This window comes from Streptomyces zingiberis, from assembly GCF_012034935.1.
Classification (GTDB): domain Bacteria; phylum Actinomycetota; class Actinomycetes; order Streptomycetales; family Streptomycetaceae; genus Streptomyces; species Streptomyces zingiberis.
Window position 1 is genome coordinate 78,042 of the sequence record NZ_JAATEN010000002.1, and the last position, 26,112, is coordinate 104,153.

Here is a 26,112-nt window from a genome sequence, read left to right on the forward strand (position 1 = left end):
CGGTGGCGGGCGGGGTGCGCGCGCCGGGCGCCCGCGCCGGTCCCGCGACGGCTCACCAGGCCGGGGCGGCCCCCGAGTGCCCCGTGATCACCCGGTGAGGTCCCCGTCCTTGACGGCGGCGACGAACGTGGACCAGCGATCCGGGGCGAAGACCAGCGCGGGCCCGTACGGGACCTTGCTGTCGCGGACGGGAACGCCCACGGGGTGGCCGTCCACGACCTCGACGCATGCGCCGTCGCCGTTGTTGCTGTGACTGGACTTGCGCCAGGCGGACAGAACCGAGGCGTCAGGAACCGTGGTCATCTGCGTACTCTTCCAGATATCTGCGGATCAGGCTGAGGGATTTGTCTTCCGGCAGTGCCAGCGACCGGGCGATGTCGAATCGCTGACTCAGCTCGACCACTTCTTTCGGGGACTCCACTGTTTCGCCGGATTTGAAGCTCTCGACGAAGGCCATGGTTCCGCCATCGCGCAGGGTGAGCAAGGTCAGGCACCCTCCCAGCATCGGATACGCGCCTTCGGCGAACGGAAGAACCTGGATCGTGAAGTGGGGCCGCTCGGCGATGTCCAGCAGGCATCTGAGCTGGTCCTGCATCTGTCCAGCATTCCCGACAGGGCGCTTAAGTGATGCTTCGTCCATGATTGCCCAGTAGTAGGGCGGATTGCTGCGGTAGAAGATGTGCTTCCGGTGCATTCGGACAGCTACCCGTTCGTTCAGCCCCTCTTCCGATTCGCCCGGCAGTGACCTGCGGAACAATTCGCGCGCGTATTCCTCGGTCTGGAGGAGTCCGGGAATCAGGCTGCTGGTGAACACCTGAATGCGCCGGGATTCCCGTTCCTTGCTGACGATCGCGCGACCGTATCCGGGAATGGAGTTCTCGCGCGCGATCTCCAGTAGTTCTCCCAGTACCCCGTCGGCCTCGAAGAAGGTGTCCAGCGCGGTCACCAGCGCCGTCGAGGGGAGTTGCTCCCCCAGCTCCACGCGGCCGAGATAGCTGTGCGAATAGCCGCCCACCTGTTCGGACAGCTGGCGCAGCGACAGTTCTTTCCGCTCCCGCATCCGGCGTAGTCGCCTGCCCAGCCTCACCCTGGGTGTGAGCTGGTCCGATTCGTTGTTCAACTCCATTCCGGCCGAACCCCTCCCGTGTAACCGGCCGTCCACGCACCGCATTTGGTGACGCGTCGGATATGCGCCCAGTCTGCCCGGTCGGGGAAGCTGATGTGACGACTCCCGCGATTCCGGTGGCGGCTCCGGAGAATCCCCTGCGGATGTTCCCGGAGGTTACCGGCGGGGGTCGGTGGCCCAGGGCCGCCGAAAGCGCCGTACGCGGCAACGCCCGCGATACCGGGGCGCGATGGCCGGGGCGTCGTCCACATACTCGGAGGAGAGCCGGTAATGCTGTCGGAGAGCCCGTCGGAAATCCCGTCGGAGAACCTGCCGGAGGGCGTGCGGGTGTCGCCCCCGCCCCCACACCGCCCCGGAATCCCGGCCGCCGCGCGGCGGAACGGCCCGCCGGAAGCGCCGCCGGAGCTGCCACCGGGCGCCTGCGCTCCGGTGCCGCATGGCCCGGTGAGGCCGGCCGGCGGCGAGGGGGGCGAGAGCGGGGGCCGGGGAGCGGACCGCCCCGTGGTGCTGCGCTGGAGCCGTCACCCGAGCCGGGTGGCGCTCGCGCGGGTGGAGTTGCGCACGGCGCTGGCCGGCTGGGGGCTGGCCGCGCTGGAGGAACCGGCCACGCTGGTCCTGAGCGAACTCCTCACCAACGCGGGGCGGCACGCCCGGGTGCCGGCGGGGCGGCAGATCGAGACCCGATACGTGCCGCTGCCGCCGGACGGGGTACGGATCGAGGTCCACGACGCCTCGCCCGTCCGGCCCGAACCGAAGGCGCCGGGACCGGACGACCACGGCGGCCGGGGCCTGCTCCTCGTCGCCGCGCTCGCGGACTCCTGGGGCGTCTCCGTCCGGAACGGCCCCGGCAAGGTGGTCTGGGCGCACCTGACGCTCCCGCCGGGTGGCCGGGGGACCGGCCGGTAGCATGCGGCCTGACGACCGGCCGGCCCACGGGGCCGGCCGCCGACCCGCGCCGAGGAGGGCCGCCGATGGCGGGAGAACCGCAGGCCGACTGCCTGTTCTGCAAGATCGTGGCGGGGGAGGTACCGGCCACCGTCGTGCGCGAGAGCGAGACGGCGATCGCCTTCCGTGACATCAGCCCCCAGGCCCCGACGCACGTTCTCGTCATCCCCCGGGCGCACCACGCGGACGCCGCGGCCCTCGCGGCGGCGGATCCGGCGCTCGCCGCGGACCTCCTCCGCGAGGCGGGCGCCGTCGCCGCCGACGAGGGGATCGACGGCTCCGGCTACCGGATCGTCCTCAACACCGGCAGCGGCGCCGGGCAGACCGTCTTCCACGTCCACGCCCACGTCCTCGGCGGGCGCGACCTCACCTGGCCCCCCGGGTAACCGCGTTGTCCGTCCGCGAGCTCGTCGTCCTCGGCACCGCCAGCCAGGTCCCCACCCGGGAGCGGAACCACCACGGCTGCCTGCTGCGCTGGGACGGCGAGGGCATCCTGTTCGACCCCGGCGAGGGCACCCAGCGGCAGATGATCCGGGCCGGGCTCTCCGCGCACGACCTGAACCGTCTCTGCGTCACCCACTTCCACGGGGACCACTCGCTGGGCCTGGCCGGGGTCATCCAGCGGATCAACCTCGACCGGGTGCCGCACCCCGTCACCGCCCACTACCCGGCGAGCGGCCAGGAGTACTTCCGCCGGCTGCGCTACGCGACCGCCTACCACGAGGCGGTGGGGGTGACCGAGGAGCCGGTGGCGGAGGACGGCACGCTGGCCGTCACCCCGGCCTACACCCTGGAGGCGCGCCGCCTCTCCCACCCCGTGGAGTCCTTCGGCTACCGGCTCACCGAGCCCGAGCGGCGGCACATGGTGCCCGAGCGGCTGGCGGCCTACGGCATCGCGGGGCCCGACGTCGGCCGGCTGAGCCGCGAGTCGGTGCTGCGCACCGCGGAGCACGGCACCGTCCACGTCGACCAGGTGAGCGAGGTCCGGCGCGGGCAGCGGTTCGCGTTCGTGATGGACACCCGGCTGTGCGGGGGCGCCGAGGCGCTGGCCGAGGGGTGCGACCTGCTCGTCACCGAGTCGACCTTCCTCGACGAGGACGCACCGCTGGCACAGCGCCACGGCCACCTCACCGCCGGGCAGGCCGCCCGGCTGGCGGCGGCGGCCGGCGTACGCCACCTGGTGCTCACCCACTTCTCGCAGCGCTACACCGAACCCGCCGCGTTCGAGCGGCAGGCCCGCGCCGCCGGGTTCGGCGGGGAGCTGACGGTCGCGCGGGACCTCCAGCGGGTGCCGGTGCCCAAGCACCTCCGCTGAGCCCGGGCCCCGGGCCGCCGCCGCGTCCGCCGCTGATCCCCCGGCCGGCCCGTTCCCGGCCCGGACCCGAGCCGTCCCCCGGCCGCCACCCGACGGCCGCCGGGACGGTGAACCGCCGGGCCCGGCCGGGTGGTCACCGGCCGGGCCGGGAAAACAGATCGGGCGCTGTCGGCCCCCCGGCGTACCCTTGACAGCGCAAGAGAAGGCCGCGCGGCGCCCCGCGCCGATCGCCGGCCCCACCACAGACCTCACCGAAGGCGGGATCCACAGGCCACAGAGCCGGCCCATGACGCAGACACCCTCCGCACAGAACCCCGAAGAGGGGCAGGCGCGCGCCCGTTTCACCGTCCCGGCCAACCACCCCATGGTCACCGTCCTGGGCTCCGGGGACTCCCTGCTGCGCGTGATCGAGAAATCGTTCCCCCGCACCGACATCCACGTCCGGGGCAACGAGGTCAGCGCGCTCGGCGACCCGGCCGAAGTCGCCCTGGTCCAGCGCTTGTTCGACGAGATGATGCTGGTGCTGCGCACCGGCCAGCCGATGACGGAGGACGCCGTGGAGCGTTCCATCGCCATGCTCCGCACGCCCGACGGCGGCGAGGGCGCGGGGGAGACCCCGGCCGAGGTGCTCACGCAGAACATCCTCTCCAACCGCGGCCGCACCATCCGTCCCAAGACGCTCAACCAGAAGCGCTACGTGGACGCGATCGACCGGCACACCATCGTCTTCGGCATCGGCCCGGCCGGTACCGGCAAGACCTACCTCGCGATGGCCAAGGCGGTGCAGGCCCTTCAGTCCAAGCAGGTCAACCGGATCATCCTGACCCGGCCTGCCGTGGAGGCCGGGGAGCGGCTCGGCTTCCTGCCCGGCACGCTCTACGAGAAGATCGACCCGTATCTCCGCCCGCTCTACGACGCCCTGCACGACATGCTCGACCCCGACTCCATCCCCCGGCTGATGGCCGCCGGGACGATCGAGGTCGCCCCGCTGGCGTACATGCGCGGCCGGACGCTCAACGACGCCTTCATCATCCTGGACGAGGCGCAGAACACCAGCGCCGAGCAGATGAAGATGTTCCTCACCCGGCTCGGCTTCGACTCCAAGATCGTGATCACCGGTGATGTCACCCAGGTCGACCTCCCCGGCGGCACCAGGAGCGGGCTCCGCCAGGTCCAGGACATCCTGGGGGACGTGGAGGACGTCCACTTCTCCCGTCTGACCAGCACCGACGTGGTGCGCCACAAGCTGGTCGGCCGGATCGTGGACGCCTACGAGAAATACGACAGCCACTCCGGCCACGCCGGCCGTGACGGCCACGGCGGCCACACCGGTCCCGACGGCCGCGACCGCCACGACGGCGGGGACGGGCGGGACACCAGGAGCGGCCGGGACGGCAGGGGCGGCCGGCACGACCGCGGCGGCCGGGACGGCGCCCGGAACCCCTCGCGGACCGGGAAGTAGACTCGCCGGACCATGTCGATCGACGTCAACAACGAGTCCGGCACCGCGGTGGACGAAGAGGCCCTGCTGGACGTCGCCCGCTACGCCCTCGCCCGGATGCGCATCCACCCGCTCGCCGAACTCTCCGTGATCGTCGTCGACGCCGACGCCATGGAGCAGCTGCACCTCCAGTGGATGGACCTCCCCGGCCCCACGGATGTCATGTCCTTCCCGATGGACGAGCTCCGTCCGCCGGCCAAGGACGACGACGAGCCCCCGCAGGGGCTGCTCGGCGACGTCGTCCTCTGCCCGGAGGTGGCCCATCGGCAGGGGGCGGAGGCGGAGACGGCGCACTCGATGGACGAGGAGCTCCAGCTCCTCACCGTCCACGGGGTGCTCCACCTCCTCGGCTACGACCACGAGGAGCCGGAGGAGCGGGTCGAGATGTTCGGCCTGCAACAGGCGATCATCGACGGCTGGCGGTCCGAACGGGGTGTCGAGGGCCCCTCGCCGGCGCCCACCGTCCGGTGAGCGGCCCGCTGATCACCGCGGCGGTCCTGCTGACCGTCGTGGCCTGGCTCGCCGCCTGCGCCGAGGCGGGCCTCGCCCGGATCTCCCGCTTCCGCGCGGAGGAGGCGGTGCGCTCCGGTCGCCGCGGCAGCGCCCGGCTGATGACGCTCGCCGAGGACCCGACCCGCTACCTCAACGTGGCACTGCTGGTGCGGGTCGCGTGCGAGACGGCGGCGGCGGTGTTCGTCACCTTCATCTGCGTACGGGAGTTCGACCAGACGTGGGAGGCGCTGGCCGTCGCCACCGGGGTGATGGTCCTGGTCTCCTACGTCGCCGTCGGCGTCTCGCCGCGCACCATCGGCCGTCAGCACCCGCTGAACACGTCCACCGCCGCCGCGTACGTCCTGCTGCCGCTGGCCCGGATCATGGGGCCCGTGCCGCAGCTCCTGATCCTCCTCGGCAACGCGCTCACCCCCGGCAAGGGCTTCCGCAAGGGCCCGTTCGCCTCCGAGGCGGAGCTGCGGGCCATGGTGGACCTCGCCGAGAAGGAACAGCTCATCGAGGACGAGGAGCGCCGCATGGTGCACTCGGTCTTCGAACTGGGGGACACCCTCGTCCGTGAGGTGATGGTGCCCCGCACGGACCTCGTCGTCATCGAGCGCGGCAAGACCATCCGGCAGGCGCTCACCCTGGCGCTGCGCTCCGGCTTCTCCCGGATCCCGGTGGTCGGCGAGAGCGAGGACGACGTCGTCGGCATCGTCTACCTCAAGGACCTCGCCCGGAAGACGCACATCAACCGGGACGCGGAGAGCGAGCTGGTCACCACGGCCGTGCGCCCCGCCGTCTTCGTGCCCGACACCAAGAACGCGGGCGACCTCCTCCGGGAGATGCAGCAGCGGCGCAACCACGTCGCGGTGGTGGTCGACGAGTACGGCTCCACCGCCGGTGTCGTCACCATCGAGGACATCCTGGAGGAGATCGTCGGGGAGATCACCGACGAGTACGACCGGGAGCTGCCGCCCGTCGAGGACCTGGGCGACGGCTGCCACCGGGTCACCGCCCGCCTCGACCTGGGCGACCTGGGCGAGCTCTACGGGCTCGACCTGGAGGACGAGGACGTGGAAACGGTCGGCGGCCTGCTCGCCAAGCTGCTGGGGAGGGTCCCGATCGCCGGCGCCACCGCCGAGGTGGACCTCAGCGGCCAGGCCGGCCAGCTGACCGGCCCGGCCCCGCGGGCGCTGCGGCTCACCGCCGAGTCCCCGGCGGGGCGCCGCAACCGCATCGTCACCGTCCTCGTCGAACCCCTCCCGGTGGAGGAGGAGCCGGCCGGGGAGCGGGGCGCGGGGGACGAGCGGGCCGGCCGCCCCTGACCTTCGCGGCCCCCGCCCCGGCGCCGCGCGGCGGGGGCTCCTTATCCTGCTGGTCATGACGGACACCACGGATCCCACCGACGGCACGAACGGCGCCGCCGACGCCCCCGCCCTCGACGCCGAGGACGCCAAGCTGGTCACCCTCGCCCGCGCCACCCGGGCCCGCAACGGCGTGGCCGAGGGCGCCGCCGTGCGCGACTCCACGGGCCGGACGTACGTCGCCGGCACCGTCGCCCTGCCGTCGCTGCGGCTCAGCGCGGCGCGGACCGCCGTGGCCATGGCCGTGGCCAGCGGCGCGGACGGGCTGGAGGCCGCGGTCGTGGTCTCCGCGGCCGGCGAGGTGACGGAGGAGGACCGCGCGGCCGTGCGCGACCTCGGCGGGCCGGGGACCCCGGTCCTGCTGGCCGCCCCGGACGGCACGCTCCGCACGGCCACCACGGCCTGAGCCCCCGCTCCGTCTGGCCCTGCCCGGCCCTGTCCCGCCGCCCTCCGCCGTCCCCTGGGCGGGCATCACCGGGGACGGCGGCCGCGAGCGGGGACCGGTGGGGCCGGCCGGGACACCGGACCCGGTGACGGCGGTGACGGCGGTGACGGTGGCGGTGCCCGGTGGCCGTACCGTGCCGGTCCCGCCGTCCCGGCCGGACCGCCGCGGGCCCGGCCGAACGCACCGCGTACCCGGGCCGGGGTGGCGGAGGCGGGCCCCCGCGGTGCCCGCTCCGTCCCGGTCCGGGCGGGCGCCGGGGCCGCGGTCGGGGGCGCTCCGCGCATCGGGGAGAATGAACGCCATGAGCGACTCCTCCCCCTCCCGGACCGGTCAGCTTGCGACCCCGCACCGCGCGGGCTTCGCCTGCTTCGTCGGCCGCCCCAACGCGGGCAAGTCGACCCTGACCAACGCCCTGGTGGGAACGAAGGTCGCGATCACCTCCAACCGCCCGCAGACCACCCGGCACACCGTCCGCGGTGTCGTGCACCGCCCCGACGCGCAGCTCGTGCTGGTGGACACCCCCGGGCTGCACAAGCCGCGCACCCTGCTCGGCGAGCGCCTCAACGACGTGGTGCGGACGACCTGGGCCGAGGTGGACGTGGTCGGCCTCTGCATCCCCGCCGACCAGCGGATCGGCCCCGGTGACCGCTTCATCGCCAAGGAGCTCGCCGGGCTGCGCAAGCGGACCCCGAAGATCGCCGTGGTCACCAAGACCGACCTGGTGGACCAGTCGGCGCTGGCCGAGCAGCTCATCGCCGTCGACCGGCTCGGCAAGGAGCTGGGCGTGGACTGGGCGGAGATCGTGCCCGTCTCCGCCACCGCCGGGCGCCAGGTGGAGCTGCTGGCCGACCTGCTCGTCCCGCTGCTGCCGGAGAGCCCCCCGCTCTACCCGGACGGTGACCTCACCGACGAGCCGGAGCAGGTGATGGTCGCCGAGCTGATCCGGGAGGCCGCGCTGGAGGGGGTGCGGGACGAGCTGCCGCACTCCATCGCCGTGGTCGTGGAGGAGATGCTGCCGCGCGAGGGCCGCCCGGCGGACAAGCCGCTGCTGGACATCCACGCCAACGTCTACATCGAGCGGCCCAGCCAGAAGGGCATCGTCATCGGACCCAAGGGCGCCCGGCTCAAGGACGTGGGCGTCCGCTCCCGGCAGCAGATCGAGGCGCTGCTCGGCACGCCCGTCTACCTGGACCTCCATGTGAAGGTGGCCAAGGACTGGCAGCGGGACCCGCGCCAGCTCCGCAAGCTGGGCTTCTGAGGCCGGACCCCGGCCGCCCCCGGCCCACCCCTGGAGAAGACGGGGAACACCCGGCGCGCCGCGTCCCGCATCCTGGAACGGTCCCCTCCGTACCGGGCGCCTCCGCTAAGGTGGACCGCATCATGCGTTTCGGGCTGCTTCTCCTTAGCCGCCGCGGCGAGGGCCTGTAGTCGAGGCCGACCCCCTCCCCGCGGAGTCCGGTGTTGCCGCCGTCGGCCGTCGAGAGCCCATCGACAGGAGCCCACGCAGATGTCTTCTCCCCAGTCCGGTCAGTCCGGTGAGTCCGCCCCGCGCGCCGTCGGCCGTCCCACCCCCGTGACCGCCGCGACCGTCGCCCAGCGGCCCTCGGGGATGCCGGTCCACCGCTACCGCCCCTACGAGGCGGTGGAACTGCCGGACCGCACCTGGCCGGAGCAGCGGATCACCAAGGCGCCCCGCTGGCTCTCCACCGATCTGCGGGACGGCAACCAGGCGCTGATCGACCCGATGTCCCCGGCCCGCAAGCGGGCCATGTTCGACCTGCTGGTCTCCCTGGGCTACAAGGAGATCGAGGTCGGCTTCCCCTCCTCCGGCCGCACCGACTTCGACTTCGTCCGGTCGATCATCGAGGAGGGCGCGATCCCCGAGGACGTGACGATCTCCGTCCTCACCCAGGCCCGCGAGGAGCTGATCGAGCGCACCGTCGAGTCGCTGCGCGGCGCGCACCGGGCCACCGTCCACCTCTACAACGCGACGGCGCCGGTCTTCCGCCGCGTGGTCTTCCGCGGCAGCCGGGACCAGGTCCGGCAGATCGCGGTGGACGGCACCCGGCTGGTGGTGGAGTACGCCGAGAAGCTGCTGGGCGACGAGACGGTCTTCGGCTACCAGTACAGCCCGGAGATCTTCACCGACACCGAGCTGGACTTCGCGCTGGAGGTCTGCGAGTCCGTGATGGACGTCTGGCAGCCCGAGGAGGGCCGCGAGATCATCCTCAACCTGCCGGCCACCGTGGAGCGCTCGACGCCCAGCACGCACGCCGACCGCTTCGAGTGGATGTCGCGGAACCTCTCCCGGCGCGAGTTCGTCTGCCTCTCCGCGCACCCGCACAACGACCGCGGGACCGCCGTCGCCGCCGCCGAGCTGGCCGTGATGGCCGGGGCGGACCGCGTCGAGGGCTGCCTCTTCGGCCAGGGCGAGCGGACCGGCAACGTGGACCTGGTCACCCTGGGGATGAACCTCTTCTCCCAGGGCGTCGACCCGATGATCGACTTCTCCCGGATCGACGAGATCCGCCGCACCGCCGAGTACTGCAACCAGATGGAGGTCCACCCGCGCCACCCGTACGCGGGCGACCTGGTCTACACCGCCTTCTCCGGCTCCCACCAGGACGCCATCAAGAAGGGGTTCGAGGCGCTGGAGGCGCGGGCGGCCGGGGCCGGGCAGCCCGTGGGCGACGCCGAGTGGGACGTGCCGTATCTGCCGATCGACCCGAAGGACGTGGGCCGCTCCTACGAGGCGGTCATCCGGGTCAACTCCCAGTCGGGCAAGGGCGGGATCGCCTACGTCCTCCGCAACGACCACCGGCTGGAGCTGCCCCGCCGGATGCAGATCGAGTTCTCGAAGATCATCCAGGAGAAGACCGACAGCGAGGGCGGGGAGATCACCCCGGCCCAGATCTGGTCCGCCTTCCAGGACGAGTACCTGCCCACCCCCGACGCCCCCTGGGGCCGTATCGCGCTCCGCTCCGCCCAGACCTCGACCACCGGGGAGGGCGGGGACGCGCTCACCGTCGAGGCGGTCGTGGACGGCGCGGAGACCGTGCTCACCGGCACCGGCAACGGCCCCATCGCCGCCTTCATCGACGCCCTGGGCTCGATCGGGGTGGACGTACGGGTGCTGGACTACGCGGAGCACGCGCTGAGCGAGGGCGCCGCCGCCCAGGCCGCCGCCTACGTCGAGTGCGCCGTGGACGGCAAGGTGCTCTGGGGCGCGGGGACGGACGCCAACACCGTGCGCGCCTCCCTGAAGGCCGTCGTCTCCGCCGTCAACCGCTCGGGGCGCCCCGCCTGAACCGGCCTGCCTGACCGGGCGTGCCTGACCGGAGGTGCCTGACCCGCCCCGCCTGAACCGGCCGGCCCGATCCCGCGCCGCTCGTACCCGGGGTGGCGGCCGTGCGCCGCCGGCCGCCGCCGGAGCCGTCCCGCCCCCGTGCCCCCCGGGGGCGGGACGGCTGTTTTCCGCCGAATTTCGCCACCGGGGGAGCGGCGCCCCCGGGAAAGGAATTCGGCCGCGCGGGCCGATGGCGCGTCCCCCGGGCCCCGCCCACCTGGGGTCGAACGGCCGTTCCCGGCCGAGGAGGCGCCGCAGCGGCCGCATACCGGCCACCGGCCGCTCGCCCCGGGGTGCTGACGCCACGCGGTCGCTGTGGTTAACATCACGTTGATACGGCACTGTTGCCCCGCGATGACGATCGGCGGCGGTCCGTGCCCGAAAGTCCTGGCCCGATCACCGCCGGAGGTTCCGCGACGATGCGCGTGTGGGGAGTGGGCGCCACCTGGCACACGGTCGGCGACGGCGAGTTCTTCTGCCCGGGGTGCGGCGGCGACCGCAACTACCGCCGCAGGACCGGCCGCCGCAGGCTCACCTTCCTCGGCGTCCCCGTCCTGCCGCGCGGCGCGGCCGGCCCGGTGGTGGAGTGCTCCTCCTGCCGCGGCCACTACTCCCCGCAGACGCTGGACCACCCCACCACCACCCGCTTCTCCGCGATGCTCCGGGACGCCGTGCACACCGTCGCCCTGGCCGTCCTCGCCGCGGGGGGCGCCGACACCCGGCCGACCCGCGAGACCGCCGTCTCCGTGGTGCGCGCCGCGGGCTTCGCCGACTGCACCGAGGACCAGCTCCGCACCCTCGTCGAGGCGCTCGCCGCGGACGCCGGCCGGCTGCCCGGCTGGGCGGAGGACTGGGCCGGGCGCAGCGGTACGGCGCTGACCATAGAGCTCCACGAGGCGCTGGGCCCGCTGGCGCCGCACCTCGCCCCGGCCGGGCGGGAGTCCATCCTGTTGCAGGGCGCCCGGATCGCCCTCGCGGACGGCCCCTACACCCCCGCCGAGCGGGAGGCCCTCTCCGCCGTCGGCGCGGCCCTGACCATCCGCCGCGAGGAGACCGAACGGCTGCTCGCCGCCGCCGCCCGTACCCCCTCCTGACGCGGCGGGCGGCCCGGCGCGGGCCCCGGCGCCCGCCGACCGGGCCGTTCCCGGCCCGCGCGCCCGCCCACCCCCGCCGTGCGGGAGAATGCCGCCATGACTCTGTTCCGCGACGACGGCATCGTGCTGCGCACCCAGAAGCTGGGCGAGGCGGACCGGATCATCACCCTGCTCACCCGGGGTCACGGCCGGGTGCGCGCGGTGGCGCGCGGCGTCCGGCGCACCAAATCCCGGTTCGGGGCCCGGCTGGAGCCCTTCTCCCACGTGGACGTGCAGTTCTTCGCCCGTGGCGGGGAACTCGTCGGCCGCGGGCTGCCGCTGTGCACCCAGAGCGAGACCATCGCGCCCTACGGCGGCGCCATCGCCGGCGACTACGACCGCTACACGTCCGGCACCGCCATGCTGGAGACCGCCGAGCGCTTCACCGACCACGAGGGCGAGCCGGCCGTCCAGCAGTATCTGCTGCTGGTGGGCGGCTTGCGGACGCTCGCGGGCGGCGCCCACGAGCCGCGGCTGGTGCTCGACGCCTTCCTGCTGCGCTCACTCGCGGTGAACGGCTACGCGCCCAGCTTCGACGCCTGCGCCCGGTGCGGCCTGCCGGGCCCGAACCGCTTCTTCTCGGTCTCGGCGGGCGGCGTGGTCTGCGGGGACTGCCGGGTGCCGGGTAGCGTCGTCCCCTCGGGGGAGGCGCTGCGGCTGCTGGGCGCGCTGCTGACGGGCGACTGGGAGACCGCGGACGCCTGTGAGCCGCGGCACGTCAGGGAGGGCAGCGGGCTCGTGGCAGCCTATCTGCACTGGCACCTGGAGCGCGGACTGCGTTCGCTCCGGTATGTAGAGAAATAGGAGACGTGGACCGCATGGCACGACGCGGGATTCTGGGCCGTATCCGCCGCGAGTACCGCACGCCGGAACCGCACCCCAGCGGCGCCCGCCCGCCGGAGATCCCCGGCGACCTCGTCCCGAAGCACGTGGCGATCGTCATGGACGGCAACGGCCGCTGGGCGAAGGAGCGCGGGCTGCCGCGCACCGAGGGCCACAAGGTCGGCGAGGGCGTCGTCATGGACGTCCTCAAGGGCTGCCTGGAGATGGGGGTGAAGAACCTCTCCCTGTACGCCTTCTCCACCGAGAACTGGAAGCGCTCGCCGGAGGAGGTGCGCTTCCTGATGAACTTCAACCGGGACGTCATCCGCCGCCGCCGGGATGAGATGGACGCCATGGGCATCCGGATCCGCTGGGTGGGGCGGATGCCCAAGCTGTGGAAGTCCGTGGTCGAGGAGCTCCGCGTCGCGCAGGAGCAGACCCGCGACAACGACGCCATGACGCTGTACTTCTGCGTCAACTACGGCGGCCGGGCGGAGATCGCCGACGCCGCGGCGGCCATCGCGGCCGACGTGCGGGCGGGGAAGCTGGACCCGTCGAAGGTCACCGAGAAGACGGTCCAGCAGTACCTCTACTACCCGGACATGCCGGACGTGGACCTCTTCGTGCGCCCCTCGGGCGAGCAGCGCACCTCCAACTACCTGATATGGCAGAGCGCGTACGCCGAGATGGTCTTCCAGGACGTCCTCTGGCCCGACTTCGACCGGCGGGACCTGTGGCGGGCGTGCCTGGAGTACGCCCACCGCGACCGCCGCTTCGGGGGCGCGGTGCCGAACGCCGTGGAGCTGCCGGCCGCCGGTCAGGGGGCCGGGGCCGGGGGAGGGGCGGCCTGACCGGGTCCCCCTGATCCGCCCTCGTCACGCCGGCGGGCCCCCGCGCGCTGCCGGGGCCCGCCGGGGGTGTCGGGGCCGCCGCCCGTCCGGGTCAGCGCCCGGGACCGGCCGCCGCGGCCTTCGCCGCGCAGTCTCCGCAGGTGCCGAAGATCTCGATGGTGTGGGCGACGTTCACGAAGCCGTGCTCCGCGGCGATCTGGTCGGCCCACTTCTCCACGGCCGGGCCCTCCACCTCGACGGCCTTGCCGCAGCCACGGCAGACCAGGTGGTGATGGTGGTCATCGGTGCTGCACCGGCGGTAGACGGCCTCGCCCTCGTCCGTCCGCAGCACGTCCACCTCACCGGCGTCGGCCAGGGACTGCAGGGTGCGGTAGACGGTGGTCAGGCCGACGGAGTCGCCCCGGTGCTTGAGGACGTCGTGCAGCTCCTGTGCGCTGCGGAACTCGTCCACCTCGTCCAGTGCCGCCGCGACGGCCGCGCGCTGCCGCGTCGACCGGCCGCGCACGGACGCGGTGCCCGCTCCACTGCTGCCCGCCGTAGCCACGTTGCCCTCCTTCTGGCCTCTCGGCCTGCCGGCCGCCCGCCCGGAACACCCGCGAGCTCGGCCGCGCGCACGGGTACCAGCGGCCATTGTGCCAGTTCCGCCGCGTGGGGCCGGGGCCGCGGGCTCAGACTCTCACGTCGTCCGGGGTCCCGCCCGGCTGCGGCGGGGCCGTGGCGCAGCGCTCCTCCGCGGCCGCCGCGCGGCGGGCCCGGCGCCGGGCGAGCGGGGTGGTCACGGCCGCGAGGACCAGGAAGACCGCGATGGCCAGCAGGACGATCGCGGCGCCCGAGGGGGCGTCGACGTGGTACGTCACCACCGTCCCGGTCAGCGAGACGGCGACGCCGAGGGAGACGGCGACGGCCAGCGTGGCGGTGAACCCGCGGGTGACGCGCTGCGCGGCGGCCACCGGGATCACCATCATCGCGCTCACCAGCAGCAGCCCCACGATGCGCATGGCCACGGTGACGGTCACCGCGGCGGTGACCGCGAGCAGCAGGTTGAGCAGGCGCACCGGCAGCCCGGTGACGCGCGCGAACTCCTCGTCCTGGCAGACCGCGAAGAGCTGGCGGCGCAGCCCGATGGTGATCGCCACGACGAAGGCCGCCAGCAGGCAGATCGCCAGCACGTCCGCGGGGGCCACGGTGGTGATCGACCCGAAGAGATAGGTGGAGAGGTTGGCCGTGGAGCCGCCCGGCGCCAGGTTGATGATCATGACACCGCCGGCCATACCGCCGTAGAAGAGCATGGCGAGCGCGATGTCACCGCTGGTACGGCCGCGGGAGCGGATCAGCTCCATGCCCACCGAGCCGGCCACCGCCACCAGGGTCGCCGTCCAGACCGGGCTGGACTGGAGCAGGAAGCCGAGGGCGACACCGGTCATGGCGACATGGCCGATGCCGTCACCCATGATCGCCTGGCGTCGCTGCACCAGGTAGATGCCGATCGCGGGCGCGGTGACGCCGACCAGCACGGCGGCCAGCAGCGCCCGCTGCATGAAGGCGTAGTCCAGGATCTCCATCAGGTCAGCAGCCCCGTCCGGACCGGTTCGGCCCCCGCGCCGGCGTGCGGGTGGACGTGGTCGTGGCCGGGCAGCGCGTGCTGGCCGACGGCCTCGGGCGGCGGCCCGTCATGGACCACGCAGCCGTCGCGGAGCACGACCGCGCGGTCGATCAGCGGCTCCAGCGGGCCCAGCTCGTGCAGCACGAGCAGCACCGAGACGCCGTCCGCGACCTGCGCCCGCAGAATGTCCGCCAGATCCTCCTGGCCGGCGAGGTCGACGCCCGCCATCGGCTCGTCCATGATCAGCAGTTCGGGTTCGGCCGCCAGCGCCCGGGCTATCAGCACCCGCTGGTGCTGCCCGCCGGAGAGGGCGTTCACGGAGTCCCCGGCGCGGTGCTCCATACCGGTCAGCTCCAGGGCGCGTTCGACGGCCGCGCGGTCCGCCTTGCGCAGCGGCCGCAGCCCCGCCCGGGCCAGCCGCCCGGAGGAGACGACCTCGCGCACGGTGGCCGGCACCCCGCCCGCGGCGGTGGTGCGCTGCGGGACGTAACCGATCCGCGCCCAGTCGCGGAAGCGGGACAGCGGCGTGGCGAACAGCTCCAGCGAGCCCTCGGCGAGCTCCACCTGGCCCACGACGGCCCGGACGGCCGTGGACTTGCCCGAGCCGTTCGCGCCGAGCAGCGCGACCACCTCGCCGCGCCGGACGCGCAGATCGACACCGCGCAGCACGGTGCGCGCGCCCAGCCGGGCGGTCGCTCCGCGCAGGGAGACGACGGGATGTGCGGTCATGGTCGGGTCCTTCACGTGACGGTGGGTGGCGGAGGTGGCGGAGGTGGCGGAGGTGGCGGGGACGGCGGTGCCGGGGACGGAGGTGACGGGAGCGGGGGTGCCACGGGGCGAACGGTCACCCGGCGCCGAGGGCCTTCCGCAGCGCGGCCAGGTTGGCGCGCATCACCTCGAAGTAGTCATCGCCCTTCGACCGGTCGGTGATTCCCTCCAGCGGGTCGAGCACGTCGGTGCGCAGTCCGGTGTCGCCGGCCAGGGTGCGCGCGGTACCGGCGGGGACCAGGGTCTCGAAGAAGACGGTGGTGACCTTCTCCTTCCGGGCTATGGAGTGCAGCTCCCTGACCCGGGCGGGGCTCGGCTCCTGCTCGGGGTCGAGGCCGCCGATCGCCTCCTGGTCCAGGCCGTAGCGGGCGGCGAGGTGGCCGAAGGCGGCGTGGGTGGTGATGAAGGTGTCGGTCGCGCGGTCGCGCAGTCCTTCTTCGAACTCTTCGTCGAGGGCGGTCAGCTTCTTCACCAGGGCGTCGGTGTTCCTGGTGTAGGCGCCGGCGTGCTCCGGGTCGGCCTCGGCCAGCACCTTGCCGAAGCCCTCGGCCACCTCCGCGTACTGGGTGGGGTCCAGCCAGAGGTGGGGGTCGGAGGCACCGCCGGAGTGGTCGTGACCGTGCTCGTCCCCGTGCTCGTCGCCGTGCTCGTCGCCGTGCTCGTCGTGCCGGTCGCCGTCGGCGTGCTCGTCGGCGTGCCCGTCGGTGTCCTCGTCTCCGCCGGCGGTTTTCCCGTCCGCCGGCTCCCCGGCGTGGTGCGCGGCGGCCAGCTCCGCGGCGTCCACCGCCTTCGCCACCCCGGACTGCGCGATGGCGTCGTCCACGGCCGGTTGCAGGCCCTTCAGGTGGAAGGCCACGTCCGCCTCACCGAGCCGGGCGGTCTGCCGCGGGGTGATCTCCAGGTCGTGCGGCTCGACGCCGGGCCCGGTCAGGGTGGAGACGGAGACATGCTTCCCGCCGATCTCCTTCGCGAGGAACTCCAGCGGGTAGAAGGCCGCCACCACCTCGACCGTGCCGTTCCCGCTCGCGCCCGCGCCCGTCGCGCCGCCGCCGCAGGCGGTCAGCGTGAGGAGCCCGAGGGCGGTGGCCCCGGCCGCGGCGGCGACGGTGGCCCGGCGGCGCAGGGGGCCCCGGCGGGAGCCATGGGGGGAGCGCCGGCGGGAGGGGAGGGCGGGACGGAGTGCGTTCATGACATCCATTTTCAACAACACTGGAAACGATTGTCAACAAAAAGGATGAGCGGACCACGCGGGAACCGTCCGTGAGCGCTCGATACCCGGACCCCGGACACCAATTGGTCCCAGGGGACCGCGCGCCGGTAGCCTGATGCCTTCGCCGTTCGTCGTCGTACTGAAGAGAGCACCGTGGCCGCCGACAAGATCGACACCATCGTCAGCCTCAGCAAGCGCCGGGGCTTCGTCTACCCGTGCAGTGAGATCTACGGCGGCCAGCGCGCCGCCTGGGATTACGGGCCGCTCGGTGTGGAGCTCAAGGAGAACCTCAAGCGCCAGTGGTGGCGCGCCATGGTCACCTCCCGGGAGGACGTCGTCGGTCTCGACTCCTCGGTGATCCTGGCCCCCGAGGTCTGGGAGGCCTCCGGTCACGTCGCCACCTTCACCGACCCGCTCACCGAGTGCACCTCCTGCCACAAGCGGTTCCGCGCCGACCACCTCGAAGAGGCGTACGAGGCCAAGCACGGCCGGCTGCCGGCGAACGGCCTGACCGACGTGAACTGCCCGCACTGCGGCAACAAGGGCGGCTTCACCGAGCCCAAGCAGTTCTCGGGTCTGCTCTCCACCCACCTCGGCCCCACCCAGGACTCCGGCTCCGTGGCCTACCTGCGGCCCGAGACGGCCCAGGGCATCTTCACCAACTTCGCGCAGGTGCAGCAGACCTCGCGGAAGAAGCCGCCGTTCGGCATCGCCCAGATGGGCAAGTCCTTCCGGAACGAGATCACGCCCGGCAACTTCATCTTCCGCACCCGCGAGTTCGAGCAGATGGAGATGGAGTTCTTCGTCAAGCCCGGCGAGGACGAGAAGTGGCACCTCTACTGGATGGAGGAGCGCTGGAACTGGTACCGGGGTCTCGGCCTGCGCGAGGAGAACATGCGCTGGTACGACCACCCGGCGGAGAAGCTCTCCCACTACTCCAAGCGCACCGCCGACATCGAGTACCGCTTCAACTTCGGCGGCAGTGAGTTCTCCGAGCTGGAGGGCGTGGCCAACCGCACCGACTTCGACCTCGGCGCCCACTCCAAGGCCTCCGGCCACGACCTGTCGTACTTCGACCAGGAGGCCGGCGAGCGCTGGACGCCGTACGTCATCGAGCCGGCGGCCGGCGTGAACCGCGCCATGCTCGCCTTCCTGCTCGACGCCTACGTCGAGGACGAGGCGCCGAACGCCAAGGGCAAGATGGAGAAGCGGACGGTGCTCCGGCTCGACCCGCGCCTGGCCCCGGTGAAGGCCGCCGTGCTGCCGCTCTCCCGCAACCCGGAGCTGTCCCCCAAGGCCAAGGGGCTCGCGGCCGACCTGCGCAAGAACTGGAACATCGAGTTCGACGACGCGGGCGCCATCGGCCGCCGCTACCGCCGCCAGGACGAGATCGGCACGCCGTTCTGCGTGACGGTCGACTTCGACACCCTGGACGACAACGCCGTCACCGTCCGCGAGCGGGACAGCATGCAGCAGGAGCGGGTCTCGCTGGACCAGATCCAGGGCTACCTGGGCGCCCGTCTCCTGGGCTGCTGACCTGGGAGGCTGATCCCGGCGAGCGGGCCTTCCCCCGCTGCCGGCCGGGCCCCCGCGGCCCGGCCCTCCACGTACACGGCGCCCCGGCGCCCGTCTCCTTCCCGAGCGGGCGCCGGGGCGCCGTGCGTTCCCGGTGTCCGTGCCGGTGTCCGTTCTCCGGGTTCGTGCCCGTGTCCGTTCTCCGTGGCCGCGGGGACGGGTGCGACCGGCGTCCTGGGCGCCGGACCCGGGGTGACCGGGGTGCGGACCGCGGGTGCTCCGCGGGTGCGGGACAATGGAGGGCCGCGCCCGTCCGCCGCCCGGCCGCCACCGGGCGCGCGGAGCCGTACGACCCGAGGGAATGCCGTTCCATGACCCCGACGCCGCCCCTGCAGATCGGCCCGCACACCGTGCGGCCGCCGGTGGTGCTCGCCCCCATGGCCGGGATCACCAACGCGCCGTTCCGCACCCTGTGCCGCGAGTTCTCCGGCGGCAAGGGCCTGTTCGTCAGCGAGATGATCACGACGCGGGCGCTGGTCGAGCGGGACGCCAAGACGCTGCGGCTGATCCACTTCGACTCCGCGGAGAAGCCCCGCTCCGTCCAGCTCTACGGGGTGGACCCGGCCACCGTCGGCAAGGCCGTCCGCATGATCGTGGACGAGGACCTGGCCGACCACATCGATCTCAACTTCGGCTGCCCGGTGCCCAAGGTGACCCGCAAGGGCGGCGGCTCCGCGCTCCCGTACAAACGGCCGCTGCTCCGCGCGATCCTCCGGGAGGCGGTCACCGGCGCCGGCGGCCTGCCCGTCACCGTGAAGATGCGCAAGGGCATCGACGAGGACCACCTCACCTACCTCGACGCCGGCCGGATCGCCGTCGAGGAGGGGGTCACCGCGATCGCCCTGCACGGCCGCACCGCCGCCCAGCACTACGGCGGCACGGCCGACTGGGAGGCCATCGCCCGGCTCAAGGAGGCCGTCCCGGAGATCCCGGTGCTCGGCAACGGCGACATCTGGTCCGCCGCCGACGCGGTGCGGATGGTGCGCGAGACCGGGTGCGACGGGGTCGTGGTGGGCCGCGGCTGCCTGGGGCGGCCCTGGCTCTTCGGTGACCTGGTCGCCGCGTTCGAGGGCACCGGCGAGGTCGCGGCCCCCACGTTCGGCGAGGTCGCGGCCGTCATGCGGCGCCACGCCCAGCTGCTGGGGGAGTGGCTGGAGGACGAGGCGCGGGGCGTCATCGACTTCCGCAAGCACGTCGCCTGGTACACCAAGGGCTTCTCGGTCGGCTCCGAGGCGCGCAGGCAGCTGGCCACCGCGTCCTCCCTGGCCGAGCTCGATGAGCTGCTCGGCCGGCTGGACGCGGACCAGCCCTGGCCCGCGCACGCCGACGGGCCGCGCGGGCGCACCTCCGGCCGCAACCGGGTGGTGCTTCCCGAGGGCTGGCTGGCCGACCCGTACGACACGGCGTGCGTGGGGGCCGACGCGGAACTGGACACCTCCGGCGGCTGACCCGGCCGGGGCCTCCACCGGCCGCGGGCGTGGCCCGCGCCGGCGGCGGCGGCCCGGTGCGGGGGAGGTTCCCGGAGGGCCGGGTTGTTTCCCTCGGATCATCTCGCTGACCGGATGAGGATGGTGGCGAGGCGGAGCCCGGTGAGGTGGATGGGGGCGGTCCTGCCGTAGGGGGTGGCCGGTCCGCGCCATTGCTCGAGCGCGCTGATGCTCCGCTCGACCGTGGTGCGCGGACCAGGTGCAGAGTTTCTTACATCCATGGCGTAACAAACTCTGCGCATATCCGGTGACGCTGTAACTTTTCCTGCAAGATCACGGGGCCGGGAGTCACGGGCGATCTTCTGGTGCGGGGCATCGAGGTCCGGTAAGGATGATCGTGTTCTGCGCAGAGGGTCCGGCCGGGCTAGGGCTCCCGGTGGGGTGCGGGGCCCGGGTGCCTCGCCGGGGGTACCGGTACCGGAGTGGGTTCCCGCGCCGGCCGGGTGGCGGTCTGCGTCCCGTTTCCGGTGGCTGCGGTGGCCCGGCCCGTGTGTGCGGGGCCGGGTTCCAGGCCCGCCGCCGCGTCCCGTTCCGCCGCCACCAGCAGGTCGAGCGCGAGGGCGGCCGTCCAGCCGAAGTCCCGGCTGCCGCGCGCCAGCCCGGTGTACGGGTCGACGTACTCGGCGAAGCCGGAGGCGTCGGCCGCGCTGAGCAGCGCCGAGCGCAGGGCGTCCGCGCGCGCGGGCGCGCCGTACCGCCGCAGCCCTCGCTCCAGCAGCCAGTTGACGTTGAACCAGGCGGGGCCGCGCCAGTAGCGGTGGGGATCGAAGGACGGTCCGCGCAGGTCGTAGCTGGGTACCAGCCGTACCGCGCCGCCCAGGCCGAAGTGCGGGCCGCAGAGGGTGGCGAGCAGCGCACCGGCGATCTCGTCCGGCAGGCCGGGCAGGGCGAGCGGCAGCAGACCGGCCGCGGAGTACCCGCCGACGGGGCGGCCGCCCCGCACGTCGTAGCCGCGGAAGAGCCCGGCCGCCGGGTCCCACCCGTGCTCGGTCAGGGAACAGGTGAGGCGCTCGGCCCGGGCGCGGTGGGGTTCCGGCGGGGCGCCGACGGCTTCGGCGATCCGGGCCAGCGCGTGCTCGGAGAGGGCGAGCAGGGCGTTGAACCCGGTGTCCTCGACGGCGAACGCGTGCGGTGCGTCGTCCCGGTAGCCGTGGTCGCGGTAGTCGGCGGCGAGCCGCACGTAGCGGCCGTAGTCCAGATCGGTGGGGCGGTCCGCGACGGCGCAGTGGTCGAGGTCGGCCCGGCGGAAGGCGGAACGGCGGGCGGGCTCGACCCGTTCCAGCGGACCGTCCCAGCTGGGGCTGTTGTCCATGCCGGACTCCCAGGGGTGGACGATCGACACCAGTCCGTGCCCGCGCAGGTCGCGGCGGTCCAGCAGATAGCGGTGCCAGGCGTCCAGCCGGGGATGGAGCCGGCGGAGGAAGGACTCCCGGGCCGAGCCTGCGGGGTCCGACTCGTGGACCAGCCAGGCCGCCAGGGCGTGCACCGGGGGCTGGACCAGCCCGGAGGTCTCGGCCGCGGCCGGAGCCCCGACGGCCGCGCCGGCCCGGGAGGAGCGCCAGAACCCGGGCCCGGGGAAGTACGCGGCGGGGTCGACCGACGGGTTGAAGACGATGTGCGGGACGCGGCCGTCGCCCCACTGGGCCGCGAAGAGCGTGGTGAGTTCCCGGCGTGCGCGGGACGGGGACAGGTGGCGCAGGCCGATGGCGACGAAGGCGGAGTCCCAGCTCCACTGGTGCGGGTAGAGGCCGCGGGAGGGGACGGTCGAGGAGCCCGTCCAGTTGGCGGCGAGGACACGCCCGGCGTCGCGGCGCAGGGTGGCGGGGCCGGCCGGGGGCGGCGCGGGCCGGGGGATGCGCGGCCGGTCCGGGAAGGGGCGGGCCGCGGGGGTCCCGGTGTCCGCGCGGTGGGTGCTGGGCACCGGGCGCCGCGGGGGCACCGGGTCGGCCGTGGGGGTCGTGTGGTCCGTGCTGTCCACGGAGGGCTCCGAACGGAAGGACGGGAGTGCGGGGAGTGCGGGGAGTGCCGGGAAGGTGGGCCCCACCCTGTGCCGTCGAACGTAGCGGAGGGTTTTGTCCTCTCAAAGGGGAAAGGTCCCACTGTGACACGCGCCTCAGTGGTGCGGCCGGGGGTCGGGCGTGAGCGGGTCGGGTGTGCGTGCGGACTGTCCGGAAGTTGAGACGGCCCCGATGCCTGCGGCGTGATTCCCGCCACTCTGATCGGGCTCGCGCTCGTTTGAGCGCTCTCTTGTGGCGTGCACCTCTCAAACGTTTGGCACTGGGTGTCAGCTCTGCCGGCTTCAAGAGGTCACGGAACTGGTCACTCCCGGTGGCCTCCGCCTCGCGGGGCGGGCTCGTTCCCGGCGTGTCCGGTCACCGTGCGTTCGGTTCATGAACACCTCGGACACCCCTTCCGGGCCCGGGCTCACTTTCGATCCGCTGGCAAAGGCGGGGTCAAGCCCGGCCAATCCCCCAGTTCACGCCGTCGGCTGCCTTCGATCTGGGTACGCTCCCCGCCATCAAGGGCAGCCCCTCCCCCGAACCGCTCCCGAGGGGGACCCATCACGAGGAGTGCGATCCCGTGCCGGACACCACGAACCCCGCAGCCGCCGTAGCCGCAGCCGTATCCCCGTCCGCCGCTCCCGCCGTCCCCGCCCCGACTCCTGCCTCGGCCGCCGCCCCTTCGCCGGTCGCGCGGAAGTTCGTCTACGACTTCGCCGAGGGCAACAAGGAGCTCAAGGAACTGCTCGGCGGCAAGGGCGCCAACCTCGCGGAGATGACCAACCTGGGCCTCCCCGTACCGCCCGGTTTCACCATCACCACCGAGGCGTGCAAGGTCTACCTGGAGACGGGGTCCGAGCCGGCGGAGCTGCGGGACGAGGTGGGCGCGCACCTGGCGGCCCTCGAGGAGCGGATGGGCAAGAAGCTCGGGCAGGCCGACGGCCCGCTGCTGGTCTCGGTCCGCTCCGGGGCCAAGTTCTCCATGCCGGGGATGATGGACACGGTCCTCAACATCGGCCTCTCCGACGCCTCCGTGGCCGGGCTCGCCGGGCAGGCGGGCGACGAGCGCTTCGCCTGGGACTCGTACCGCCGGCTCATCCAGATGTTCGGCAAGACGGTGCTCGGCATCGACGGTGACCTCTTCGAGGAGGCGATCGAGGAGGCCAAGGAGGCCAAGGGTGTCGCCGTCGACGTCGACCTCGGCGCCGAGGACCTGCGGGGGCTCGTCGAGCGGTTCAAGGGGATCGTGCGGGAGGAGACCGGGCGCTCCTTCCCGCAGGACCCGCGCGAGCAGATGGACCTGGCCGTCCGCGCGGTCTTCGACTCCTGGAACACCGAGCGGGCCCGGCTCTACCGCCGCCAGGAGCGCATCCCCGGCGACCTGGGCACGGCCGTCAACATCTGCTCGATGGTCTTCGGCAACCTCGGGCCCGACTCCGGCACGGGCGTCGCCTTCACCCGCGACCCGGCCAGTGGCCAGCAGGGCGTCTACGGCGACTACCTGCAGAACGCGCAGGGCGAGGACGTCGTCGCCGGCATCCGCAACACCGTGCCGCTGGCCGAGCTGGAGCGGCTGGACCGGCCGTCCTACCAGCAGCTCATGCAGATCATGGAGACGCTGGAGACGCACTACAAGGACCTGTGCGACATCGAGTTCACCATCGAGCGCGGCAAGCTGTGGATGCTCCAGACCCGGGTGGGCAAGCGCACCGCCGGAGCCGCCTTCCGCATCGCCACCCAACTCGTCGACCAGGGGCTGATCGACGAGGCCGAGGCGCTGCAGCGGGTCAACGGCGCCCAGCTCGCCCAGCTGATGTTCCCGCGGTTCGACGAGAGCGCCCCCTCCGAACTGCTCGGCCGGGGCATCGCCGCCTCGCCGGGGGCCGCCGTCGGCAAGGCCGTCTTCGACTCCTACACCGCCGTCAAGTGGTCGCGTTCGGGCGAGAAGGTCATCCTGATCCGCCGGGAGACCAACCCCGACGACCTCAACGGCATGATCGCCGCCGAGGGCATCCTCACCTCGCGCGGCGGCAAGACCTCCCACGCGGCCGTCGTCGCCCGCGGCATGGGCAAGACCTGTGTCTGCGGCGCGGAGGAGCTGGAGGTGGACACCAAGAAGCGCCGGCTGACGGCCACGTCACCCGACGGCAAGGGGCGGATCGTGGTGGAGGAGGGCGACACCGTCTCCATCGACGGCTCCACCGGCCAGGTCCACCTCGGCGAGGTGCCCGTCGTGCCGTCGCCCGTCGTGGAGTACTTCGAGGGCCGGATGCACGCCGGCGCCGAGGACGCCGACGACCTGGTGCGGGCCGTGCACCGGATCATGGCCTACGCCGACCGGGTCCGCCGGCTGCGGGTCCGCGCCAACGCCGACAACGCGCAGGACGCCGCCCGCGCCCGCCGCTTCGGCGCCCAGGGGATCGGTCTCTGCCGCACCGAGCACATGTTCCTCGGCGAGCGGCGGGAACTGGTGGAGCGGCTGATCCTCGCCGACACGGACGCCGAGCGGGAGGACGCGCTCGAGGCGCTGCTGCCGCTCCAGCGGGCCGACTTCGTGGAGCTGTTCGAGGCGATGGACGGGCTGCCCGTCACCGTACGGCTGCTCGACCCGCCGCTGCACGAGTTCCTCCCCGACATCACCGAGCTGTCGGTGCGCGTCGCGCTCGCCGAATCCCGCAGGGACGCCAACGAGAACGACCTCCGGCTGCTCCAGGCCGTGCACAAGCTGCACGAGCAGAACCCGATGCTGGGGCTGCGCGGGGTCCGCCTCGGCCTCGTCATCCCGGGCCTCTTCGCCATGCAGGTCCGGGCGATCGCCGAGGCCGCGGCCGAACGCCGGACGGCCTCCGGCGACCCCCGCGCGGAGATCATGATTCCGCTGGTCGGCACCGTCCAGGAGCTGGAGTTCGTCCGGGAGGAGGCCGGGCGGGTCATCACCGAGGCCGAGGCCGCCTCCGGCCAGGACCTCAAGCTGACCATCGGCACCATGATCGAGCTGCCGCGGGCCGCGCTGACCGCCGCACAGATCGCCGAGGCCGCCGAGTTCTTCTCCTTCGGCACCAACGACCTCACCCAGACCGTGTGGGGCTTCTCCCGGGACGACGTGGAGGCCAGCTTCTTCACCGCCTACCTGGAGAAGGGCATCTTCGGCGTCAGCCCCTTCGAGACCATCGACCGGGACGGCGTGGGCTCGCTGGTGCGGCACGCCGTCGAGGCCGGCCGCGCCACCCGCCCCGGCATCAAGCTCGGTGTCTGCGGCGAGCACGGCGGCGACCCGGAGTCCGTGCACTTCTTCCACGAGGTGGGCCTGGACTACGTGTCCTGCTCGCCCTTCCGGATCCCGGTGGCCCGGCTGGAGGCCGGCCGGGCGGCCGCGGAGAGCCTGGGCAGCGACAGCCGCTGACGCGGCCACGATCCACCGGAGCGGGGGCGGGTCCCCGACCCTCACGACCGGCCCGCCCCCGCTCCGGTACTCCGGCGGCCCCGCCCCGGCCGCCCGCGACATGAAGGGGTGTGAAGTCCATGCAGAACGGGGGAACCGTGAGCGGGCGGCACGGTTCACGGACCTGTACGCGCGTGAGTCCCCACGGAGCGCCGCCCGGCAGCGGCCCGGAGACCCCGGAACTGGCACCGGGCCGCGACCGCGTCCTGCTGTGGAGCGGCAGGGCGACGGCCGGTCCGCGCCCGTGAACTCCACCCAGGGCAGCTACCGGGTCGCGGGAGACCGGGCGCAGGCGGGCCCGGGCAACGACGTGTCCCTGAGCGACGCCAGGCTCGCGGCCCTGGAGCTGACCGGCTGACGGCACCGGGCCGGAACAGGGTGGTCCGTGGGGCGGGGCCGGGGCGGAGGGGTGGGTACCGCCGATTTCGCGCCCCTTTCCGGTGCCGGTTCATGGCGCGCGCACGACCCGGGGGAGAATGGTTCAGGAATTCAACCGGATCGGAAAGCGTATTCCGTCCGCGAAGCGGCGGCCCGTGAGCGGGGCGCGGAAAACGGGACTCCCGCGGTCCGGCGAGCTCGAGAATCACCGGACCGCGGTCCTCCACCCCGCCGGGCGCGCGGGCGGTACCCTGCCGCCCGGAAACGGTTTCCCGGCTGCCCCCACGACAGCCTCACCACCGTTTC

The 26,112-nt window shown here is 73.3% G+C and carries 22 protein-coding genes; 15 read left to right on the forward strand and 7 right to left on the reverse strand.

Features of this window, described 5'->3' with window-relative positions:
* Positions 1-87: 87 nt before the first annotated feature.
* Positions 88-303: a DUF397 domain-containing protein gene (locus HCK00_RS02580; protein ID WP_168100078.1), complete on the reverse strand. Its 216-nt coding sequence runs from the start codon at positions 301-303 to the stop codon at positions 88-90.
* Positions 287-1,126 carry a DUF5753 domain-containing protein gene (locus HCK00_RS02585; protein ID WP_168100079.1) on the reverse strand — a complete coding sequence of 280 codons (840 nt, stop codon included), beginning with the start codon at positions 1,124-1,126 and terminating at the stop codon, positions 287-289. The genes HCK00_RS02580 and HCK00_RS02585 overlap by 17 nt, the downstream gene beginning before the upstream one ends.
* Before the next feature lie 501 nt (positions 1,127-1,627).
* Here HCK00_RS02585 and HCK00_RS27220 point away from each other — a divergent pair.
* The 12 genes from HCK00_RS27220 to HCK00_RS02645 all read left to right on the forward strand — a co-directional run bounded on the left by HCK00_RS27220 (position 1,628) and on the right by HCK00_RS02645 (position 13,343).
* Positions 1,628-2,032 carry an ATP-binding protein gene (locus HCK00_RS27220; RefSeq protein WP_311765110.1) on the forward strand — a complete coding sequence of 135 codons (405 nt, stop codon included), beginning with the start codon at positions 1,628-1,630 and terminating at the stop codon, positions 2,030-2,032.
* A gap of 65 nt (positions 2,033-2,097) precedes the next feature.
* Complete coding sequence (locus HCK00_RS02595) at positions 2,098-2,457, forward strand: histidine triad nucleotide-binding protein (RefSeq protein WP_168100081.1); 360 nt, start codon at positions 2,098-2,100, stop codon at positions 2,455-2,457.
* Between the two features lie 5 nt (positions 2,458-2,462).
* Positions 2,463-3,386 carry a ribonuclease Z gene (locus HCK00_RS02600; RefSeq protein ID WP_168100082.1) on the forward strand — a complete coding sequence of 308 codons (924 nt, stop codon included), beginning with the start codon at positions 2,463-2,465 and terminating at the stop codon, positions 3,384-3,386.
* A 286-nt stretch (positions 3,387-3,672) separates the two neighbouring features.
* Positions 3,673-4,848: a PhoH family protein gene (locus tag HCK00_RS02605; RefSeq protein ID WP_168100083.1), complete on the forward strand. Its 1,176-nt coding sequence runs from the start codon at positions 3,673-3,675 to the stop codon at positions 4,846-4,848.
* Between the two features lie 12 nt (positions 4,849-4,860).
* Positions 4,861-5,358: an rRNA maturation RNase YbeY gene (gene ybeY, locus HCK00_RS02610; protein ID WP_168100084.1), complete on the forward strand. Its 498-nt coding sequence runs from the start codon at positions 4,861-4,863 to the stop codon at positions 5,356-5,358.
* Positions 5,355-6,707 carry a hemolysin family protein gene (locus HCK00_RS02615; protein WP_168100085.1) on the forward strand — a complete coding sequence of 451 codons (1,353 nt, stop codon included), beginning with the start codon at positions 5,355-5,357 and terminating at the stop codon, positions 6,705-6,707. The genes ybeY and HCK00_RS02615 overlap by 4 nt, the downstream gene beginning before the upstream one ends.
* A 55-nt stretch (positions 6,708-6,762) precedes the next feature.
* Positions 6,763-7,152, forward strand: coding sequence for a cytidine deaminase-like protein (locus HCK00_RS02620; RefSeq protein WP_168100086.1), 390 nt, complete (start codon positions 6,763-6,765; stop codon positions 7,150-7,152).
* Between the two features lie 331 nt (positions 7,153-7,483).
* On the forward strand, positions 7,484-8,449 hold the full coding sequence (gene era / locus HCK00_RS02625) for a GTPase Era (RefSeq protein ID WP_168100087.1): 966 nt from the start codon (positions 7,484-7,486) through the stop codon (positions 8,447-8,449).
* A 249-nt stretch (positions 8,450-8,698) separates the two neighbouring features.
* Complete coding sequence (gene leuA, locus HCK00_RS02630; RefSeq protein WP_168100088.1) at positions 8,699-10,498, forward strand: 2-isopropylmalate synthase; 1,800 nt, start codon at positions 8,699-8,701, stop codon at positions 10,496-10,498.
* 458 nt (positions 10,499-10,956) lie between these two features.
* The gene (locus HCK00_RS02635; RefSeq protein ID WP_168100089.1) at positions 10,957-11,631 is read left to right on the forward strand and encodes a TerB family tellurite resistance protein; all 675 of its coding nucleotides are present in this window, start codon (positions 10,957-10,959) and stop codon (positions 11,629-11,631) included.
* Between the two features lie 96 nt (positions 11,632-11,727).
* A complete protein-coding gene (gene recO / locus HCK00_RS02640) occupies positions 11,728-12,474 on the forward strand; it encodes a DNA repair protein RecO (RefSeq protein ID WP_168100090.1) in 747 nt (248 codons plus the stop codon).
* Positions 12,475-12,488: 14 nt separating this feature from the next.
* Positions 12,489-13,343: an isoprenyl transferase gene (locus HCK00_RS02645; RefSeq protein WP_168100091.1), complete on the forward strand. Its 855-nt coding sequence runs from the start codon at positions 12,489-12,491 to the stop codon at positions 13,341-13,343.
* A 91-nt stretch (positions 13,344-13,434) separates the two neighbouring features.
* Here the strand turns inward: HCK00_RS02645 and HCK00_RS02650 are convergent, their stop codons facing one another.
* The 4 genes from HCK00_RS02650 to HCK00_RS02665 form a co-directional block, all read right to left on the reverse strand.
* Positions 13,435-13,887 carry a Fur family transcriptional regulator gene (locus HCK00_RS02650; RefSeq protein ID WP_168100092.1) on the reverse strand — a complete coding sequence of 151 codons (453 nt, stop codon included), beginning with the start codon at positions 13,885-13,887 and terminating at the stop codon, positions 13,435-13,437.
* Positions 13,888-14,011: 124 nt separating this feature from the next.
* Positions 14,012-14,905 carry a metal ABC transporter permease gene (locus tag HCK00_RS02655; protein ID WP_168100093.1) on the reverse strand — a complete coding sequence of 298 codons (894 nt, stop codon included), beginning with the start codon at positions 14,903-14,905 and terminating at the stop codon, positions 14,012-14,014.
* On the reverse strand, positions 14,905-15,675 hold the full coding sequence (locus HCK00_RS02660) for a metal ABC transporter ATP-binding protein (protein ID WP_168100094.1): 771 nt from the start codon (positions 15,673-15,675) through the stop codon (positions 14,905-14,907). The genes HCK00_RS02655 and HCK00_RS02660 overlap by 1 nt, the downstream gene beginning before the upstream one ends.
* A gap of 115 nt (positions 15,676-15,790) precedes the next feature.
* Positions 15,791-16,903 carry a metal ABC transporter substrate-binding protein gene (locus HCK00_RS02665; RefSeq protein ID WP_168100095.1) on the reverse strand — a complete coding sequence of 371 codons (1,113 nt, stop codon included), beginning with the start codon at positions 16,901-16,903 and terminating at the stop codon, positions 15,791-15,793.
* A 174-nt stretch (positions 16,904-17,077) separates the two neighbouring features.
* Here HCK00_RS02665 and HCK00_RS02670 point away from each other — a divergent pair, with 174 nt between their 5' ends.
* Both HCK00_RS02670 and dusB read left to right on the forward strand, forming a co-directional pair.
* A complete protein-coding gene (locus tag HCK00_RS02670; protein WP_168100096.1) occupies positions 17,078-18,460 on the forward strand; it encodes a glycine--tRNA ligase in 1,383 nt (460 codons plus the stop codon).
* Between the two features lie 350 nt (positions 18,461-18,810).
* Positions 18,811-19,947, forward strand: coding sequence for a tRNA dihydrouridine synthase DusB (dusB, locus tag HCK00_RS02675; RefSeq protein WP_168100097.1), 1,137 nt, complete (start codon positions 18,811-18,813; stop codon positions 19,945-19,947).
* 403 nt (positions 19,948-20,350) lie between these two features.
* Here the strand turns inward: dusB and HCK00_RS02680 are convergent, their stop codons facing one another.
* Positions 20,351-21,964 (reverse strand): MGH1-like glycoside hydrolase domain-containing protein, encoded by a 1,614-nt coding sequence (locus HCK00_RS02680; RefSeq protein ID WP_375781903.1) that lies wholly within the window; start codon positions 21,962-21,964, stop codon positions 20,351-20,353.
* Between the two features lie 764 nt (positions 21,965-22,728).
* On the opposite strand from HCK00_RS02680, the gene ppdK reads away from it, so the two are divergent.
* Complete coding sequence (gene ppdK / locus HCK00_RS02685) at positions 22,729-25,389, forward strand: pyruvate, phosphate dikinase (RefSeq protein WP_240965213.1); 2,661 nt, start codon at positions 22,729-22,731, stop codon at positions 25,387-25,389.
* Positions 25,390-26,112 lie beyond the last annotated feature (723 nt).

Coding starts and splice junctions, on each gene's coding strand:
- HCK00_RS02580 (WP_168100078.1), bottom strand. CDS start 303: ATGACCACGGTTCCTGACGCCTCGGTTCTGTCCGCCTGGCGCAAGTCC.
- HCK00_RS02585 (WP_168100079.1), bottom strand. CDS start 1,126: ATGGAGTTGAACAACGAATCGGACCAGCTCACACCCAGGGTGAGGCTG.
- HCK00_RS02595 (WP_168100081.1), top strand. CDS start 2,098: ATGGCGGGAGAACCGCAGGCCGACTGCCTGTTCTGCAAGATCGTGGCG.
- HCK00_RS02605 (WP_168100083.1), top strand. CDS start 3,673: ATGACGCAGACACCCTCCGCACAGAACCCCGAAGAGGGGCAGGCGCGC.
- ybeY (WP_168100084.1), top strand. CDS start 4,861: ATGTCGATCGACGTCAACAACGAGTCCGGCACCGCGGTGGACGAAGAG.
- HCK00_RS02620 (WP_168100086.1), top strand. CDS start 6,763: ATGACGGACACCACGGATCCCACCGACGGCACGAACGGCGCCGCCGAC.
- era (WP_168100087.1), top strand. CDS start 7,484: ATGAACGCCATGAGCGACTCCTCCCCCTCCCGGACCGGTCAGCTTGCG.
- leuA (WP_168100088.1), top strand. CDS start 8,699: ATGTCTTCTCCCCAGTCCGGTCAGTCCGGTGAGTCCGCCCCGCGCGCC.
- HCK00_RS02635 (WP_168100089.1), top strand. CDS start 10,957: ATGCGCGTGTGGGGAGTGGGCGCCACCTGGCACACGGTCGGCGACGGC.
- recO (WP_168100090.1), top strand. CDS start 11,728: ATGACTCTGTTCCGCGACGACGGCATCGTGCTGCGCACCCAGAAGCTG.
- HCK00_RS02645 (WP_168100091.1), top strand. CDS start 12,489: ATGGCACGACGCGGGATTCTGGGCCGTATCCGCCGCGAGTACCGCACG.
- HCK00_RS02655 (WP_168100093.1), bottom strand. CDS start 14,905: ATGGAGATCCTGGACTACGCCTTCATGCAGCGGGCGCTGCTGGCCGCC.
- HCK00_RS02660 (WP_168100094.1), bottom strand. CDS start 15,675: ATGACCGCACATCCCGTCGTCTCCCTGCGCGGAGCGACCGCCCGGCTG.
- HCK00_RS02665 (WP_168100095.1), bottom strand. CDS start 16,903: ATGAACGCACTCCGTCCCGCCCTCCCCTCCCGCCGGCGCTCCCCCCAT.
- dusB (WP_168100097.1), top strand. CDS start 18,811: ATGACCCCGACGCCGCCCCTGCAGATCGGCCCGCACACCGTGCGGCCG.